We start from the raw sequence: 17,061 nt of genomic DNA, 5'->3' as shown, positions 1-17,061 counted from the left end.
TGGTGTCGGACGGCGGGAGTTCCTGGCTCGTCCGGCCCACGGGGGCCGGGACACAGTGGCGGGACCGCGCCGGATTCGCACCGGCTTCCTCCCCTGTCGCCGTCGTGGCGATGGCGGGCCCGGTTGGCCCGCCACGGACCATCGTATGCAGTTCCCGCCCGGCGCTGAATGGCGCCTCACGTGCGGATTCGTCACTCCCCTCCCCCTTGACGCAGCCCGACCACACCCTTTGTACGAGCGCGGTGACCCTCCCCGCGACGCCCCGGGTGTGCGGTGCGCCCCGCACACCCTGCCGGTGGGGCCGCCCCCGGCCTTCCAGCGCGGGCCGGTCCCTGGTCCCGGGTGTCCGCTGACCGAGGGGGTCGGCCCGGTCGGGCCCGCCGACAAATGCTTCGACATCGGCACGGCGATCAGGGACGCTTCCCGCGATGACCAGAATCGACGACACGCCACCCGCGTGGGACGAGCGCACCCAGCTCACCACGTTCCTCGACTACGCACGCGACACCGCCCGCGCCAAGTGCGACGGCGTCTCCGCGGAGGACGCCCGCAAGGCGCTGCTGCCGGGCTCGCCGCTGATGACCGTGAGCGGCTTGATCAACCACCTCCGCTGGGTCGAGTACTACTGGTTCCAGGTGGTCTTCCTCGGCGAGGAGGACGCGGGCCCCTGGACCGACGAGGACCCGGACCGCGAGATGCGCATCGCCGTCGGCTTCCCCCTCGGCCAGCTGCTCGACGAGTACGCCGAGCAGAGCGCCCGCTACCGTGCCCTGGTCGCCGCGAACGCCCTCGACCGCCGGGCCGATCGGGCCGTGCGCGACGACGTCCACGTCGACCTGCGCTGGATCCTCCTCCACCTCACCGAGGAGACGGCCCGCCACAACGGCCACCTGGACATCCTGCGCGAACTCCTGGACGGCACGACGGGGTAGGGCCCGTCCGTCTCGGTGGCGTGCCGTGCCGTGTGAAGCTGTGCGCCATGGTGCCCTCGACAGTTCGCGGACTCGCCCTGCCCGCCCGGCTGACGTCCCTCATCGCCCGCGGCCGCTGGCGCCACCCGGGCGCCGCCGCGCTGACGGAAGCCGTCCCGTGGTTCGAAGACCCGCTCGCCTTCGTGCGCAACCCGGAACAGATGACGTTCGCCTCGCAGTCGATGGACCTCCTCGCCGACGATCCGCACGCCACCTACTTCAGCGTGGCCCGCGGAAGCAGGACCGCCGGCCCGCTCGAACTCCCCTGGCTCGACGCCGAGCGGGCCGTGCTGATCGCCATCACCCGCACCCCCGGTGACGACGGCGCCCTGGCCCTCGACTACCGCTCCGACCCCGCGGACCCGCGCATCGCCGGCAGCGACTTCTGGGCGGACGCCAGCGCGTGCCGATGGCGGATCGTCGCCCCCACCTTCTCGGACTTCGCCACGAGCCTGGGCCTGTAGCCTCCGACACGTCACGGCTGCCTGACGGATGACCAACCGCGTGCCGGGCGCCATGCTTTGCCCCTGAGCAGAAGGAGCATCCACAGTGCCTCAGCCGGAACTCTCGGCTACCTTTTCGGCTGCTTTGATCGATTGGTCGGATTCTCGACTTCTTAATGAAAACGGCCCCTCAGCCGGCTAACGTCGCAGGTCAGCTCCTCTGCTCCCCGCGCACGCGGGGATGGACCCGCCGCGCAGACCGGCGTACAGGAGCACGCCGCCTGCTCCCCGCGCACGCGGGGATGGACCCTCCTACCGGGCCAGCAACCCGGAGGGTGACCACTGCTCCCCGCGCACGCGGGGATGGACCCGAGGTCCTCACCGGCAGCGAAGCAACCCACCGCTGCTCCCCGTGCACGTGGGGATGCCATCCACCGAACCGCTCGCGCTTGATGACCCCACCGGTAGGGTCGCCACCGATTCGAATTCATCGGAGCCGGGCTGTGCCCGTTGGCCAGATGCGGTCGATGGGGATGCCCGCGGCTTGCGCTTCGAGGACGGTGTCTGCGGTTCCGCCGCCCTTGCCCGATGCCGGCTCGCCGTCCCACACGGCCGCCAACCGGTCGGCACGTTGGAGAAGTTCGGAGTTGGCGGCGGCGTACGCCTGCCGGTCGGCGGTCTCGTAGGGGAGGACGACGACCTCATCGGCTGCGGTGACGAGGCGGTCGAAGGTCTCTGCGTGGTCGGGGCGGACCTTCCGTTCGCGGTAGTCCCGCGAGGGGATCACCACGACCAGACGACCACCGGCCTTCAGCACTGCCTCGGCGAAGAGCGAGTCGGCGCCCTGGGCGATGCAGGAGATGCCCACTAGGTCCCCGGCGTGCGGTGCCAGCGTCTGCGCCAGCGCGGTCCGGACCAACGGCACGCTGGCAGTGGTCAGGTCCATGTGCCCCGTGACGGCGATCGTCGTCATGCCTCTCTCCCTCAACGTCAGGATCGGCGTCGCCCGGTCTCCGGGAACGGTTCGGGGCGAAACGCGTGACGCTCGCCCCAGCGTTCCACGGTCAGTCGCGTGCCGGCACGAGGTCGACGGCGTCGAAGGCCAACTGCCAGGGGTACGGCCGTCGCTCACCGGGAGGGTTGGGTACGAAGCCTCCCTCCCCGTAGAGCACTTCCACCTGCATCGCGCGCAGTCGTGCCACGCTCACGTCGAGCTGGGTGTGTTGTGCGTACGCGGCGTTCACGCAGGGCATCGCCACGGTCGGGATGCCCTTGCCGAACGCTTCCGCCACCACGCCCACCACGAACCGGTCCGTGAGTCCGAGGGCCCACGCGTTGATCGAATGGAAGGTCGCGGGGGCGAAGAGGATCACGTCAGCGCGCGGCCAGGCTTCTGCTGCACCGGGACGTTTGTACGCGGACCGTACCGGGTGTCCGGTGAGCGCCTCCAACTCCCCGATGCGGTCCGCAAGCCAGTCCGCCGCGGTGGGCGTCAACCCCAGACACACGTCCCAACCGCGCCGTTGCAGTTCCTCGACGGCCCGGTCGATCTCCAGCACGGGCGGCGCCGCACTCCCGAACAGGTACACGGTCTTCGACATGCGCCCCATCCGACCACACGGCAATCACCCTCGCACTTAAGGAGAGAAGGGGGCGCAACGTGGGCATGCGCGAGTAGCTTCCCAGATGACGAGTCAGGAACGGAGATCCAGCATGCCCGCACCCGACGACGGTCACATCGGAACCCGCATCAAGGAGCAGCGCAGGCTCGCGCACCTCAACCAACGGCAGCTCGCCGACCGGCTGCCGTACTCGTACAGCCTCCTCAACCAGGTGGAATGTGGCGCCCGGCGGGCCACGCCCGACTTCGTATCGGCCGTGGCTGACGTCCTCGGTATCGATGCCGCCTTACTGACCAGCACGATGGGCGATGAGCTGCACCAAGACCATCCCGCAGCAGTCGTCGCGCCCATTCGCGAAGCGCTCGACATTTACGATCTCGAACCACTTCCCGAACCGGTCTGCCGCCCCGTCGCTGTTCTTGCAGCTGAGGCCGACCGCGTGTGCCAGCTCGTCAGAGCAGCCCGTCTACGGAAAGCTACGGGTGTCCTGCCAGGGGTCATCGCTGAGTTGACCCATCTGGCATGGACTGCTCCAACAACTCCTGTGTGGCGAGCCCTCGCGTCCACTTACCGGACGGCCCACGACATCACTCTGAAGCTTGGCCATCCGGACCTCTCACAGGTGGCACTTGACCGCATGTACTGGGCTGCGGAACGCGCCTCGGACCCGCATCTTGCCGCTGTGCGCCAGTACAAACGGGCACTGCTCTACAAATCGGGAAGTCACAGCACTGGTTTGCGTCTCATTGCCGAAGGCCATCGGCTGTTGGAAGGTGAGACTACGCGGGAAGCGTTGGCCGTTTCCGGTCAGCTCCACCTGGGGGCGTCTGCGCTTGCCGCCCGAGCCGGAGAGGGCGGGTTGGTCGACGCGCATCTGGCCTCCGCCCGGAATCTTGCTGCCCGTGTCGGCGGCGAGGCACCAGAGGTCCACTGGCTCTCCTTCGGAGCGAGAAACGCTGACCTGCATGCGTTCGGCGCCGCAGTGGCCATGGGCTGCTACGACGATGCCCTCTCTCGGGCGCGGTCGATCAGGGTGCCGCCCTCAACCCTGACCAGCCGCCGGGCTCGCTTCCTCGTAGACCGGGCCCGTGCGGAGATGGAGACCGGGCATCTGGACTCGTCGCTCCGGCACCTCGCCCAGGCCAGGCACGTAGCTCCTGAACAGACCCGTTACTACTCCGGCACCAAAGAAACGATCACCGGGCTGGTGCACCTCAGTCGCCGGACACCCGACAGCCTCGCGTACATGGCCCGCTGGGTCGGAATCTGATGCTCACAGCGCTCACAAGACTGTGAGCGTTCCGCCCTGCGTGAGCCCGCACTCTGGGGTCAGTACCGACCAGAGGCCGAGTGAGGGGCGCATGACGACAGCACACGAGTCACAGCCGAACCACACACCAACGCTGCTGAGTGATCGCCTCACGATGTGGGCGCGTTCCCGTGATGTGGGTGAGCGGGCTGCGGTCGCCGCACTGATCCATGAGGGTGACGTGTTGTCTCGTGGGGATGTGCGGGACTTGCTGGTGGTGGATACGGGGAAGGTGGCGTCGTTGGACTGGCCGCGGTTCGAAGGCCAGTACCGTATGGCCCTCGTTCTCGACACCAGCGAGCGTGCGTTCCTGGATCTCGTCGTGGCGGTGGGGTTTCCGCGACTCGTGCCGCTCTGGCAGGTGGAGAACTTGGGTGAGCGGCGGCTTGCGATCGTGTTGCGTGCGTTGGCAGCGTTGGCCGGCTGCGACACGATCGCGGTGGGTACGCGGGCGTGGTGATGTTCTGCGTGCGGTGCCTGCTGCCGATTCGCGAGGGTCAGCGGCATGACGCGCAGGTGCGTCAGTCCCCGGTCGGCACCCTGTACCGGGCCTACGCCCACGTGGAGTGTCCTGCCCCGGGGCCCGCTCGGGTCGTTGTGTCGGCGGAGCGGGTCGCGGTCACGCGCCGGTACTTGGACCACGTCACCACCTGCGCCGACTGCACCTCCGGACACCTCGGCTGCTCGCCCGGGCGGGAGCTGCGTGCGGCGTGGAAGGCCACGGCCGGACCCGGACCCGGACCCGACGCCGAGGACCGTTAGGCCCGAGTCGTGAGCCCCCGTACCGAACAGGTGCTGTACGTCCTGACCCTCGCCGCGTTGCTCGGCGCCCTCGCGTACGGCATCACCACCCACCCCTGAACCACACCCGCCGAGCCACCCTCGCTGACCCTGCCCGTCACCCAAGGGACACCCATGCGCCGCACCCGCCTCCACTGCGCCCGCTGTCAACAACCCATCCGCCCCTGGCAGCGCCGTACCCACCTGCTCAGCTACTCCGACTCCGGACCCGGCACCACCCTCCACCTCCACCAACGCTGCATCCCCGCGACAATGCCCTGCGCGCCCTGCCTGAAGGCCCGCATCTTCGGCCTACCCGAACACACCTGCCACCGCTGGACCCCCACCAGCCCCGAGATCCACCAAGGCCGCATGCGACTCCGCCTCCGCCTGCGCGACCGCCCCCAACCCTGCCCATGCCCCTGCCGCACCCAGAACCCCGCCCGACGGGGCACCAACCGCTAGACAGACGACATACTTTGACCCTGCGCAGAAGCGTCTCGACAGAGGGAGGGTGCACAGTGCAGCAGGTGAAAATCCCGCTCACGTTTTCGGCTGCTTTGAGTGATTGGTCGGATTCTCGACTTGTTAATGAAAACGGCCCTTCGGCCGGCTAACGTCGCAGGTCAGTTCCTCTGCTCCCCGCGCACGCGGGGATGGACCCGACTGCGGCTCGGTGAACCCCGCGGCGAGGTACTGCTCCCCGCGCACGCGGGGATGGACCCGGGGGTCAGAGGTCTTGCCGTCGAAGACGGCGCTGCTCCCCGCGCACGCGGGGATGGACCCACCAGGACATCGCCGTGCCAGGCCAGGAGCCGCTGCTCCCCGCGCCCGCGGGGATGGACCCCGGCTGGACCGTGATGGCGTGCGCATCCGCGTCTGCTCCCCGCGCCCGCGGGGATGGACCCGTCTACCTGTTCGGGGTGGAGGACAGGCGGGGCTGCTCCCCGCGCATGCGGGGATGGACCTCCGCTCAACGCGCGGCCGCCGTCGGTGTTCTACTGCTCCCCACGCACGCGGGGGTAATCCTGGGGCGTGGGCTGGCTGCTCCTGCCCTGTGTGGCCGATGAGGTTCGGCCTTTCTCTCCCATGGCGGCGTGCAGCCAGTCCAGTGGACCTTGTGACAGCAGCTCGTCGGCGAGGCGGATTCCGGACTCGGTGACGAGTCGGGTGCGGCTGTTGTCGATCCAGCGTTGTGCGTGTTCGTGGCCCTGGGCCCGGTACTCGATGCCCTGGAGCATGCACTCCAGCTTGTCGGCGTCCCGGGCGCAGATCGCCTCCGGCGTTTCCTTGCCCTCGTACTCGGTGACGAGTTCGCGTACGGCCGTGGCCAGCGGTTCGGGCATGCCGCGGGTCTGGTCGGCCGTCACCGCTTCGGGGTCGCCGGGTGCCGCGTACCTCTTGCCGAGGTGGTTGACGTCGCCGGTGCGGGTCTCCTGCGTGTCGTGCCAGACGGCCAGGAGGGCGGCACGAGCGGGGTCGGCGCCTTCGAGCTTCGCGATGACCGAAGCGATCAAGGCGGTGCGCCAGGAGTGCTCGGCCACGCTCTCTGGGTCCCGCACCCCGGCCATCCACCAGCCCGTTCGGCGGGCGTTCTTCAGCGTTCCCGCTTCGAACAGGAAGTGCGCCACCTGGGACAGGTCATCGGCCACGTCCATCTCCTCTCACGCCTCGGCAAGGCGGATTGCGTACCGGATGCCGTCCAGCTCCCGGCGGGTCTGTTGCGAGATCTGGTGGTCATCCAACATCACGGGAAGTCGTTCGCGCAGGAGACTGCCTGCTTGGGACGGTACGTGCAGAAGGTGGGGGCGTATTGACAACAGGGCCCACAAGGTATGCACATTGAGATCGAAGAATCCGTGTTGAGGAGTTAGCCCCTTGACGAGATGTGCGTACAGGCGGTTTCCCTGCCAGGTCCCTTGTACGGGGTCAGCGATGAAGTCGTCGGACAGCTGAACGTGTGGTGCCTCACCGATCCAGTAGGCCCAGTAGTTCAGGTTCGCTGCCTCCGTCTTCTCGTCATCCCCGAGGCTTCGGGTGATGAAGTGGGACATCCGGTCGCGATCTCCTTGCCGCGCGGAGACTGTGGCGACGGAACGTTCATTGAGCCATGATTCCAGCCAGCCGTCGGGACGCTGGGTGCGTTGTTGATGCGTGAGCCAGTCAGCGGTGTCTTTGCGCTTGTCGTAGCCGGCCAGGTAGAGGGCTTGTCGACGCAGAAGAAACTGACCTGCCCCTTGGGCCCGTTCGGCTGTCTGCCGCATACGGGTGAAGAAGCGGGACCGGCCGTCGGCAGGGACTTCCGGTCCGTTGGGCGTGGGACCATGGCGGAGCTTCGGCGGGGTGGGCAGGCTCCTCAAAGCATCCGGCGTTACGCCGTTGAGGGGCCATGCGAGAACTTCAACGAGGTCACGTTGGAGGACCCATGAGCCCATTGGGCTGTCGTTCGCTGGAACTTGGCCGTCGAGGCAACTTGTTAGCAAGACGTCGGCGTCCACCGCTCGCTCAAGGCTCATCAGCAAGGCAGGCGCAGCACCGAGTCGCATGAGGCGGTGTCGGTGTACGAGCATCTGGCCGACGGACATGGCCATGAGCGGGCGTCGTCCTGCCTCCCATCCGGCGATGGAGTCTGCTGAGACGCGAAGTTGCCCGGCCAAGGTCTCCTGGGTATGCCCAAGCTGCTCGCGGATGAGTCGGAAGACGTAGCCAGAAATGACACCTGTCCGGCCTCGCATTGGTGGTCCCTGACTGGCAGTCGGGGTATCTGGTGCTGCCCTGTGCATGAAGGGCTTTCCTTCCGTGAAATCAGGCCGCACTGCCTTGAACCATCCGTACTGGGGGTCACTTCGCGTGTGGGTCCGCGGTGCCTATCGTCGTGTTCCAGTCACGGCTGGCAACTCAGCGTAGTAGGGAAGGTGGCACCGTGGGCCTGGTTGAACAGACTGCGAACAACTCTGAGGGCGAGTCTGAGCCCCTGCTGAAATCGAAAGCGCTTTTGCTAACCGACCGGTTGACGGAGTGGGCGCGCCCTCGGGATTTGGGTGAGCGGGCTGCGGTCGCCGCGCTGATCCAGGAGGGCGACGTGCTGGCCCGCGGGGACGTCCGTGACCTCCTCGTCGTGGATACGGGGGAGGAGGCGTCGTTGGACTGGCCGCGGTTCGAAGCTCAGTACCGTACGGCCCTCGTCCTCGACACCAGTGAGCGGGCGTTCCTGGATCTCGTTGTGGCGGTGGGGTTTCCGCGACTCGTGCCGCTCTGGCAGGTGGAGAACTTGGGTGAGCGGCGGCTTGCGATCGTGTTGCGTGCGTTGGCGGCGTTGGCCGGGGTGGACACGATCGCGGTGGGTACGCGGGCGTGGTGATGTTCTGCGTGCGGTGCCTGCTGCTGATTCGCGAGGGTCAGCGGTACGACTCGCAGGTGCGTCAGTCCCCGGTCGGCACTCTGTACCGGGCCTACGCCCACGTGGAGTGCCCGACGCCGGGGCCCGTTCGGGTCGTCGTGTCGGCTGAGCGGGTCGCTGTCACGCGCCGGTACTTGGACCACGTCACCACCTGCACCGACTGCGCCTCCGGTCACCTCGGCTGCCCGCTCGGGCGGGAGCTGCGTGCGGCGTGGACGGCCACGGCCGGACCCGGACCCGACACCGAGGCTCGGTAGACCGCGCCGTGAGCCCCCGCACCGAACAGGTGCTGTACGTCCTGACGCTCGCCGCGCTGCTCGGCGCCCTTGCGTACGGCATCACCACCCACCCCTGAACCACACCCCGCCGAGCCACCCTCGTCGACCCCGTCCGTCATCCAAGGGACACCCATGCGCCGCACCCACCTCCACTGCGCCCGCTGCCAGGAACCCATCCGCCCCTGGCAACGCCGCACCCACCTACTCAGCTACTCCGACTCCGGACCCGGCACCACCCTCCACCTCCACCACCACTGCATCCCCACCACCACACCCTGCGCCCCCTGCCTGAAGGCCCGCATCTTCGACCTACCCGAACACACCTGCCACCTCTGGACCCCCACCAGCCCCGAGATCCACCAAGGCCGGCTACGACTCCGCCTCCGCCTGCGCGACCGCCCCCAACCCTGCCCATGCCCCTGCCGCACCCAGAACCGCGCCCGACGGGACACCAACCGCTAGACAGGCGCCATACTTTGACCCTGCGCAGAAGCGTCTCGATAGAGGGAGGATGCACAAGTGCAGCAGGCGGAACTCCCGTATGCTTTCTCGGCCGCTTTGGGTGATTGGTCGGATTCTCGACTTGTTAATGAAAACGGCCCTTCGGCCGGCTAACGTCGCAGGTCAGCTCCTCTGCTCCCCACGCACGCGGGGATGGACCCGTGGGGCGATGGGTGTTGTGGCAGACGGCCACCTGCTCCCCGCGCATGCGGGGATGGACCCTCGTTCAGGCACTGGACCATGAAGCCGAAGAACTGCTCCCCGCGCACGCGGGGAATCGGGCTTCACGGTGAGGCCGGTCTCCTCGTAGAGCTCGCGGACCGCGGTCTCCGTGATGGGCTCGCCGGGGTTGCTCTTGCCGACGGGTCGGCCCCACATGCCCGACGGCGAACTTGGCCTCCGCGCCCAACTGGATGAGGGCAGCGCGGGTGACAGCTCGTCGAGGACGATGGCCGCGACGATTGGCAGGACGGGCAGCTCCCGGCCCTGGTCGGTGGCCCTCAGCCGAACCACGGAACGTCACCGGGTGGCTTCTCGGGCGGGTCAGGCGACGGCTTCGCGGGCGCGGCGGGCGAGGTCGGCGGCACCGGGGACACGGCGACGCTGGTAGAGCGCGAGCGTGGAGCGGATGGAGGTGATCGCCTTGTGGGTACGGTCGGAGGCCATGCCCTCCATGAGGGCCAGGGCCTGGGTCCAGGCGGCGACAGCCTCGTCCGCGCGGGCCTGAGCGGCAAGGCTGTCCCCCAGATCGGCGTACGTGAGCACGTGCACGCGCTTGAACTGGACCGGGTCCCAACGAGTGAGGGCATCACGGTGCTGCTGCTCCGTTCCGACGAAGTCCTTCATCTCGGTCAGCGCCTTGGCCGTGTGGCTGGCCACGGTGCCTGCGGCTGGTCCACTCAAGAGGGAGTAACTGGGCTGAGGTCGGCCCTCGCGGAGAAGTGCGTCTTCAGCGGCGAGCAGAGCACGGCTGGCCGAGGCGTTTTCACCGACGGCGGCGCAAGCGCGCGCGTGGGTGATGTGGAGGAGGGCTTCGGTCTGACCGTCAACGTGGCCGAGGCCGCGTTGCAGAGCGGCCTCGACGAGATCGACGCAGTGGTGAGGCTGCTTGAGCTTCAGAGCCTGATGGGCCAGAGAACGCATCATCCAGGCGGCGTGGCCATGGGGGTCGGCTTCGCAGGCGAGTTGGTAGCCGACCTGGTAGTAGCGCTGGGCGGCGCCCTCCTGACCGAGGTCGTGGTGCTTCCACCCTGCGAGGTAGGCGAGTTCGGCGACCGCGCCGAAAGCGGCCCGGCGTAGGGCTTCGCTGGGGAAGCGTCCACGCAGCATGGGTGCCGCGGTGTCGGCGAGGTAGGCGGTGACCGTGGTCAGACCGTGCCCACCGCCAAGACGCTCGTCGGCCGCGCTGAAGGCTGCGGTGATCTGACGTACGACGTCCACGTCCTCCGCGCCGACCAGGGACGTGCCGGTGCGGGCGCGGAGCATGCGGGCGGACGCCTCGTGGCCGTAGCCGAGCGGCATGGCCACACCGGCGGTGGTGAAGGCGGCGATGGTGAGGAAACGGCGGCGCTCGACGTCGGCACGGCCCAGGTCGATGACGGCGAGGACGGGGTCGGGTTCCGTCGGCGCTTCGACATCACCGACGCGGAGCCCGATCGCGGTCCGGGTGATCACGCGACCCGCACGGCGGGACAGTGCTTCGGCCAGGTACTGGCCCATCTGCCCGGAAGGCGTGCGGATGCCGTTCACCCAGTGGGAGATGGCCGACTTGTTGGTCTGGAGGATCTCGCCGTTCTCAGCGGCGATGCGCCGCACGTCCCTGGCGAGGGCGTCGTAAGTGCAGCCGACGCCTTCGATGACCTCACGCAGAAGGGAATTGGGGTTCCTGGGCGCCGCCACGATCGCCTCCACCTCGGAGCTGTAAACCGCGTAGACCGCTTCGACTGCCGTCCACCGTACCAACTGAGCGTGACGGCCGGTTCACTCATCGGTAGCTGTCGGAACCGGCGCGCCCGCGATCCACGGTCTCTCCCCGGCGGGCCCGGACAGCTCCCTGAACTTCCTTACTTCCACGCCGGGTTCGGGCACTCCTGTGCCCGAACCGGACGATCAGAAACGGAGAGATTGGTGACCACCATCGACACCACGCCCATCACGGTCGAGCTGCCCGAGGCGTTCGACCCGCGCTGGAGCCGGCTGCCCGGCCTCCGGATCGAAGGCCGACGCCTGACCGTCGACCCGGCCGCGTACTTCTTCCGCTTCGAGTCGCACACCTGGCTCGTCGCCGACTGGGAGTTGGTTGCGTCCCAGCTCCTGGACCTGGACGAGACGACCGAGAGCGCGGTCGAACAGCTCGCGCTCGACTTCGTCAAGCAGCACGGCGAGTCCACCTCCGACGCGGCCCGGGTCCTGACGACCGCGTACGAGGTGTACGCGTACCTTTTCCGGGAGGAGCACCTGACCGGCCTCGGGCTGCCGCGGATCACGGCCGACCACCTGCTGATGCTCCGCGAGGCCGCCACCCTCATGGCGCTCAACAAGATCGAGCTGGACGGGCACATCTCCAACGTCGGCCCGTGCTGGTTCTTCCCGGCCGCCACCTCCGTCGTCTTCGACCTCGACGACGAGATGGGCGGGATGCTCGACGAGGTCTACCACGGCGGCTGGTTCAACGAGCACCGCCGGATCGAGTCCATCAAGGCCCACGCCGCGCTCGGCGGTCGCCTCGTCCACGGTTGCCAGTCCGTGCCGAACCAGTCCGGCGGCGTCGTCGCGCCCTACGGTGCCTCGATGGCCACCTTCCGCGACGACCTCGCCGCGTTCAAGGAGGGCTGGATCGAGCAGGTCTACGCCCACCGCGTGCGCCCCGCCGCGTAGCCACCACCCGAAATCAGGCTCCGGGGCGGGCCAGCGTCTCCCGACCGCCCGCCCCGGACGCCACCACTCCCCGGAGCCCTCACATGACCACGAACCCCAGCGCCGAACTCCTCGACAACCTGCTCACCCTGGCCGGTCAGTTCACCGCCGTACGGGAGGAGGTACGCGTGTGGTCCTTGTCCGGTGTCGAGCGCGTGACCTTCCCCGACTGCTCCACGGCCGTCTTCAAGTACGCCAAGAAGCCCTTCGACAGCGAGGACCAGGCCCTCCGGCTCGCCCGCACCCACGGCCTCCCCGTCCCCCAGGTCCACGCCTCCGCCGTCCTGGACGGTTGGCTCGGCATGTTCATGGAAGACCTCGGTCCGTCCGTCCGTGAAGCCGATGAACTGGACGGTGTCGCCGCGGCCGTGGTGCTGCACGGAGCCCGCACGGCTCCGCCCCTGCCCGTCCTCGACCAGGAGCGACTGCGCAGGCTGCCGAGCCGGGCGCTGGAACACCTCGAACGGCTCCGCAAGGCCGACCGGTGGCCGGAGGCCGATGACGTCGAGGACGCACTCGACCGGATCACCCGGGCCGCCGGGGCCCGCTCGGCCGGGGCGACCCTGGCCCCCTTCGGCTGGGTGCACTCCGAGTTCCACCCCACCAGCCTCCACATCGGCCAACGGGGGTGGCGGATGCTCGACTTCGCGCGCGCCTTCACCGGTCCCGGCCTGCTCGACCTCGCCAGTTGGCACGGCACCGTCGAGCCCCCGCAGCCCGGGCGGCTACGCACCCTCCTGGAGCAGTACGTCACCGCCGGCGGCACCCCCGACGCCCTCGCCCCGCGCGGTGGACTCGCCGCGGAGCGCTGGGCCCTGGGCTGGCACCGCGTGTGGGTTGTCGAGTGGTTCATGGAGCAGTCCGTCCGCTGGGTCGACGAACCGGCCACCGACCCCCTCTACCTGAAGGTCGTCCGCCGCCACCTCCACGACGTCCTCCACTTCCTGGAGGTCTGACGTGCTCGCCCCTGCCTCCCGAGCCTCCCCGTGGCACGCCCACGCCCTCCAGCGCACCGCCGCCGAACCCGCCGAACCCCTCTCCGTCCCCACCCGGATGGAGTGGACCACGCGCCCCGGACAGGGTCCCGGCGCCGAAGTCCTCGGGCCCGACCTGCGCGGCAAGAAGGTCCTGGAACTCGGCTGCGGTCCCGGCCACAACGCCGCCCACCTCGCCACCTGCCACGGCGCCCACGTCACCGCGGTCGACCTGGTCGGCCTCCAGATCCGCCGCGCCCGCTCCCACTACGGACGGCTCAAGAACCTCACCTTCGTCGCCGGGCACGCCCTGCACGCCCTGCACGCCTCCGACGAACGGTTCGACGCGATCTACTCCGTCTTCGGCGCCGTCGGCCTCATCGCCCCCGAACTCCTGCTCCCGGCGATCGCCCAGCGCCTCCCCCCGGGCCGGGTCCTCGCCTTCTCCGTCCCGCACCCGCAGCGCGGGGGTCGGAGTCCGTCCGGCGACGACCGACCCCGCCGGGACCACGTCACCCTCCCCGACCGCACCAAACTCCCCATCACTCGCTGGGAGTTCGCCACCGATCGCTGGGAGAAACACCTCAACCGCGCGGACTTCCGACTCACCTCAGTCCAGGAGTTCCACGACCCCCGCACGGGCCATTGGCCCACCACCCTGCTGATCCGCGCCCGCAAGCGCTGACAGCCACTCGTCCCGGCTCGCCTGGAGGAACGAATGCGCCCGCCCTATCTACTCCTCGACGTCGACGGTGTCCTCATCCCCTTCCCCGGACCGGACCGCTCGATCCCGGCCGGCCACACCCGCCACGACGTCGTCCCCACCGGCCGCAGCGCCGACGACCCGGTCACCATCTGGCTCGACCCCACCCACAGCGGCCTGCTCACGGAGGTGATCCGCAGCGGCCTGGTCACCCCTGTCTGGTGCACCAGTTGGCGGCAGGACGCCGCCACCCTCGTCGGCCCCCTCCTCGGCCTGCCCAGCCTCCCGTACGTCGATCTGCCACGCCCGCAGATCACCACCAGCCACCCGACGGCTACCTGTGGAAGCGCGACCACGTCGACGGCTGGCTCGGCGACGCACCCGCCGTCTGGATCGACGACGACTTCACCGCCCTCGACCACGACTGGGCCGCGACCCGCACCGCCCGAAGCACGCCGACCCTCCTCGTCCAGCCCGACCCCGGCATCGGACTCCAAACCGAACACCTGGTCCAGGTCGTGGTGTGGGCCGCTCAGTTGGCCATCGCCCGCACCGCAGGTCGCCGCGGCAGGGGATCCTCTACCCTGCCCGTGCCCCTGCCGCATACCCCTCCGCTAACCTCCCCGCATGCCTCTCACCCTTGAGCAACTGACCGGGTACGTGGAACGGGATCTGGACGCCGACCTCGCACGCTGGTTCCCCGAGGAGCCTGGGGTCGACATCCCGGCGTCGACGCGTTCGGTCGAACCGTTCCTCGCACAGCTCCCGCCCGCCGTGGCGACCGCGCTGGCCGGCTTCGACCGCAGGGTCCGTGCGGGGTCCCTGCCGCAGCGCCTCGACATACACGACTGGTCGTACGCCTTCGACTTCGCAGCCAACGACTGCCAGATCCTCGACTCCGACTACGAGACGGAACTCTCCGACGCCGACGTGTGGTCGATCGGAGCCGACGGCGGCGGCAACTACTACGTCGTGCTCGCCAGCGGCCGGGTCGCGGTGTGGTTCCACGAGGAGGAAGTCATCGAGGCCGGTACCCAGTTCGACAACCTCGACGTCTTCGTGTGGTCGATCGTCCGCTACCACGCCGTGCGCGCCGGTGCCCTCGACCTGGCGGCGGTCGAGGCGGACTTCCGCGCACTCGGACAGCCCGGGGTCCTGGCACCGCGGCTCGGGCTCCTCGCCTCGCTGTCCTGACGTCCGAGCCCCGGAAGCGGACAGCTCCCGCACCCGGCGCCCCCGCGGCATGCTCAAGGGGCGCCGACTCCGGAGCCGTGCCGAGCGGAAGCCTCCGCCCGGCCGAGGCGACCGTCGACGCCGCCCGGGCGCCTCCGCCTATGCGGCCACCCCTACCCGACCCACGCCCAATCGCACCGAGAGCAGTGCTCGACGGGGTCCAACCGCTAGGCGGGCGACGTACTTTGACTCTGAGCAGAAACACCCTGGCAAGGAGGACCCACAAGTGCAACAGGCGAATCTCCCGCTTACCTTTTCGACGTCTTTGAGTGATTTGCTGGATTCTCAACTTGTTAATGAAAATGGCCCTTCGGCCGGCTAACGTCGCAGGTCAGCTCCTCTGCTCCCCGCGCATGCGGGGATGGACCCCCCCGGCCGCTGCTCCCGGACCGGGCCAAGAACTGCTCCCCGCGCATGCGGGGATGGACCCGTGTCGAGCTGCTGGGCGGTCGCCTGCTCGATCTGCTCCCCGCGCATGCGGGGATGGACCCGCCCCCGCCACCCCCACCTAGGTACGCTCAAAGGGTGCAGAACACGTACCCGAACCGAGCGGAAGTCCCCCCACCCGGGGTGACCGGCGACGCATGCCCGGGTGCGCTGCGACTGCACCCCTCCGACGATGGCGCCCTGGCCCGGGTACGGATACCCGGCGGCGTCCTGACCCCCGCCCAGGCGGAACACCTGAGCGCCGCCGCCGCCCACCTGGGCGACGGCGACCTGCACCTCACCTCCCGCGGAAACCTCCAGCTCAGAGGCCTGGGCGAGGACTGCGGAGCGGCCCTCGCCACCGCACTGACCGAAGCCGGCCTGCTCCCTTCGGTGGCCCACGAGCGGGTGCGCAACATCGTCGCGTCCCCCCTGTCCGGCCTCGACGGCCAGGGCCACCGCCCCGTCGGCCCCTGGCTCCGCGAACTGGACGCCCTGCTGTGCGCCAGCCCCCGCACCTCGGCGCTGTCCGGACGGTTCCTGTTCGCCGTGGACGACGGCCGCGGCGACATGGCCGCTCTGGAACCGGACATCACCCTGATCGCCGACGAACCGGGCAGCGGCACCGCAACCGTGCACCTGGGCGACGTCGCGACCCTCACCGTCCCCGCGTCCGAAGCCCCGCGCACCGCCCTGCATGCAGCCGAAGCGTTCCTCGCAGCGGCCAGCGCGGCCCACGCGACGGGCGCCGACCGCGTCTGGCGGATCGCCGAACTGCCGGGCGGCCCCGAAGCCGTCCACGCCCTGGCCACGGACACCGCCCGCCGCACCGGCACGGCCCGTCGCACCGGCGCCGCCCGCCACACGGACACGGCCCGCCAGACCGGCACCGCCCCCCGCACCGGCACCGCCCGCCCCACCCCGACGACGAGCACCCTCGCCCCCGGCGAACCCGCCCCCGGCGAACCCCCGCCCCCCGGCGCCCTCCCCGGCGGCGTCAGCGTCCTCGTCCCGCTCGGGCGGATCACCCCCACCCAATGGACCGCCCTGCGGGAACTCGCCGACCGCACCGGTGCCGAACTCCGCCTCACGCCCTGGCGCGGAGTGATCGTCCCCGGCGCGACCCGGGCCGACCTGCCCGCCCTCGCGGCCACCGGACTGGTCACCACCCCCGGCTCCCCGTGGGACGGGGTCACCGCCTGCGTCGGCCACCCCGGCTGCGCCAAGTCGCTCGCCGACGTCCGCGCCGACGCAGCCGCCGCCCGCCGCACCGTACGGGGGCTGCCCGTGCACTGGTCGGGCTGCGCCCGCCGCTGCGGCCGTCCCCGCGGCGCACGGGTCGACGTCGTGGCGACCCCCACCGGGTACGAGGTCAGCACCGTCCGCGGCAGCGGCCCCGCGCACCCCACCTCGGTGACGGGCACCGCAACCCTCGCGACTACCGTTGCGGCGGCACGCACCGCACCCTGAGCAGCCGCGAACCACCACGGACCACCACGAAGCGA

Annotated in this window: 17 protein-coding genes, 3 pseudogenes, 2 CRISPR repeat arrays and 1 riboswitch; of the genes and pseudogenes, 14 read left to right on the top strand and 6 right to left on the bottom strand. The window is 69.7% G+C overall.

The window, feature by feature from the left end; all coding sequences use genetic code 11:
• Window positions 1-16: 16 nt before the first annotated feature.
• Window positions 17-91: riboswitch (cobalamin riboswitch) on the bottom strand.
• A gap of 337 nt (window positions 92-428) precedes the next feature.
• A complete protein-coding gene (locus ACFV88_RS11695) occupies window positions 429-932 on the top strand; it encodes a DinB family protein (RefSeq protein ID WP_385488878.1) in 504 nt (167 codons plus the stop codon).
• A gap of 47 nt (window positions 933-979) precedes the next feature.
• Window positions 980-1,435 (top strand): hypothetical protein, encoded by a 456-nt coding sequence (locus ACFV88_RS11690; protein WP_385488875.1) that lies wholly within the window; start codon window positions 980-982, stop codon window positions 1,433-1,435.
• A 466-nt stretch (window positions 1,436-1,901) separates the two neighbouring features.
• On the opposite strand, the gene ACFV88_RS11685 is transcribed toward ACFV88_RS11690, so the two are convergent.
• On the bottom strand, window positions 1,902-2,387 hold the full coding sequence (locus ACFV88_RS11685) for a hypothetical protein (RefSeq protein ID WP_385488872.1): 486 nt from the start codon (window positions 2,385-2,387) through the stop codon (window positions 1,902-1,904).
• A gap of 91 nt (window positions 2,388-2,478) precedes the next feature.
• The gene (locus ACFV88_RS11680; RefSeq protein WP_385488869.1) at window positions 2,479-3,015 is read right to left on the bottom strand and encodes a flavoprotein; all 537 of its coding nucleotides are present in this window, start codon (window positions 3,013-3,015) and stop codon (window positions 2,479-2,481) included.
• Window positions 3,016-3,127: 112 nt separating this feature from the next.
• Between ACFV88_RS11680 and ACFV88_RS11675 the strand changes: the two genes are divergently transcribed.
• From ACFV88_RS11675 to ACFV88_RS11660, 4 genes are all read left to right on the top strand, one after another.
• Window positions 3,128-4,306: a helix-turn-helix domain-containing protein gene (locus ACFV88_RS11675; RefSeq protein ID WP_385488867.1), complete on the top strand. Its 1,179-nt coding sequence runs from the start codon at window positions 3,128-3,130 to the stop codon at window positions 4,304-4,306.
• 91 nt (window positions 4,307-4,397) lie between these two features.
• The gene (locus ACFV88_RS11670) at window positions 4,398-4,805 is read left to right on the top strand and encodes a hypothetical protein (RefSeq protein ID WP_385488864.1); all 408 of its coding nucleotides are present in this window, start codon (window positions 4,398-4,400) and stop codon (window positions 4,803-4,805) included.
• A 56-nt stretch (window positions 4,806-4,861) separates the two neighbouring features.
• Window positions 4,862-5,107: a hypothetical protein gene (locus ACFV88_RS11665; protein WP_385488862.1), complete on the top strand. Its 246-nt coding sequence runs from the start codon at window positions 4,862-4,864 to the stop codon at window positions 5,105-5,107.
• Window positions 5,108-5,260: 153 nt separating this feature from the next.
• A complete protein-coding gene (locus tag ACFV88_RS11660; RefSeq protein ID WP_385488860.1) occupies window positions 5,261-5,590 on the top strand; it encodes a hypothetical protein in 330 nt (109 codons plus the stop codon).
• Between the two features lie 170 nt (window positions 5,591-5,760).
• Window positions 5,761-6,154: direct repeats of the CRISPR family, unit length 28 nt; unit sequence CTGCTCCCCGCGCACGCGGGGATGGACC.
• Window positions 6,155-6,204: 50 nt separating this feature from the next.
• On the opposite strand, the pseudogene ACFV88_RS11655 reads toward ACFV88_RS11660, so the two are convergent.
• Window positions 6,205-6,777, bottom strand: a pseudogene (locus ACFV88_RS11655) (HD family hydrolase); the annotation flags it as partial.
• A 12-nt stretch (window positions 6,778-6,789) separates the two neighbouring features.
• Window positions 6,790-7,860 (bottom strand): helix-turn-helix domain-containing protein, encoded by a 1,071-nt coding sequence (locus ACFV88_RS11650; protein WP_385488858.1) that lies wholly within the window; start codon window positions 7,858-7,860, stop codon window positions 6,790-6,792.
• 188 nt (window positions 7,861-8,048) lie between these two features.
• Between ACFV88_RS11650 and ACFV88_RS11645 the strand changes: the two genes are divergently transcribed.
• Window positions 8,049-8,486, top strand: a complete 438-nt coding sequence (locus ACFV88_RS11645; protein WP_385488856.1) for a hypothetical protein — start codon at window positions 8,049-8,051, stop codon at window positions 8,484-8,486.
• A 449-nt stretch (window positions 8,487-8,935) separates the two neighbouring features.
• On the top strand, window positions 8,936-9,265 hold the full coding sequence (locus ACFV88_RS11640) for a hypothetical protein (protein ID WP_385488854.1): 330 nt from the start codon (window positions 8,936-8,938) through the stop codon (window positions 9,263-9,265).
• A gap of 311 nt (window positions 9,266-9,576) precedes the next feature.
• Here the strand turns inward: ACFV88_RS11640 and ACFV88_RS11635 are convergent.
• Both ACFV88_RS11635 and ACFV88_RS11630 read right to left on the bottom strand, forming a co-directional pair.
• A pseudogene (locus ACFV88_RS11635) lies at window positions 9,577-9,707 on the bottom strand (NUDIX domain-containing protein); the annotation flags it as partial.
• A gap of 140 nt (window positions 9,708-9,847) precedes the next feature.
• Window positions 9,848-11,203, bottom strand: coding sequence for a tetratricopeptide repeat protein (locus ACFV88_RS11630; protein WP_385488852.1), 1,356 nt, complete (start codon window positions 11,201-11,203; stop codon window positions 9,848-9,850).
• Between the two features lie 228 nt (window positions 11,204-11,431).
• On the opposite strand from ACFV88_RS11630, the gene ACFV88_RS11625 reads away from it, so the two are divergent.
• The 6 genes and pseudogenes from ACFV88_RS11625 (at window position 11,432) to ACFV88_RS11600 (ending at window position 17,026) form a co-directional block, all read left to right on the top strand.
• Complete coding sequence (locus ACFV88_RS11625; protein ID WP_385488849.1) at window positions 11,432-12,181, top strand: hypothetical protein; 750 nt, start codon at window positions 11,432-11,434, stop codon at window positions 12,179-12,181.
• Between the two features lie 83 nt (window positions 12,182-12,264).
• Window positions 12,265-13,176 (top strand): aminoglycoside phosphotransferase family protein, encoded by a 912-nt coding sequence (locus tag ACFV88_RS11620; protein ID WP_385488847.1) that lies wholly within the window; start codon window positions 12,265-12,267, stop codon window positions 13,174-13,176.
• 97 nt (window positions 13,177-13,273) lie between these two features.
• Complete coding sequence (locus ACFV88_RS11615; RefSeq protein ID WP_385489391.1) at window positions 13,274-13,879, top strand: class I SAM-dependent methyltransferase; 606 nt, start codon at window positions 13,274-13,276, stop codon at window positions 13,877-13,879.
• A 33-nt stretch (window positions 13,880-13,912) separates the two neighbouring features.
• Window positions 13,913-14,541, top strand: a pseudogene (locus ACFV88_RS11610) (HAD domain-containing protein).
• Complete coding sequence (locus tag ACFV88_RS11605) at window positions 14,525-15,091, top strand: hypothetical protein (RefSeq protein ID WP_385488844.1); 567 nt, start codon at window positions 14,525-14,527, stop codon at window positions 15,089-15,091. The pseudogene ACFV88_RS11610 and the gene ACFV88_RS11605 overlap by 17 nt, the downstream one beginning before the upstream one ends.
• A gap of 378 nt (window positions 15,092-15,469) precedes the next feature.
• A CRISPR array of direct repeats spans window positions 15,470-15,623; the repeat unit is 29 nt; unit sequence CTGCTCCCCGCGCATGCGGGGATGGACCC.
• Window positions 15,624-15,655: 32 nt separating this feature from the next.
• A complete protein-coding gene (locus ACFV88_RS11600) occupies window positions 15,656-17,026 on the top strand; it encodes a cobalamin biosynthesis protein CobG (RefSeq protein WP_385488841.1) in 1,371 nt (456 codons plus the stop codon).
• The last annotated feature ends 35 nt before the right edge of the window (window positions 17,027-17,061 follow it).

The sequence above is a fragment of the Streptomyces sp. NPDC059816 genome (assembly GCF_042732055.1).
In the GTDB taxonomy this organism is placed as follows: Bacteria; Actinomycetota; Actinomycetes; order Streptomycetales; family Streptomycetaceae; genus Streptomyces.
Note: the sequence above shows the minus strand (reverse complement) of the source record. Positions and strands in the feature narration are given on the sequence as shown.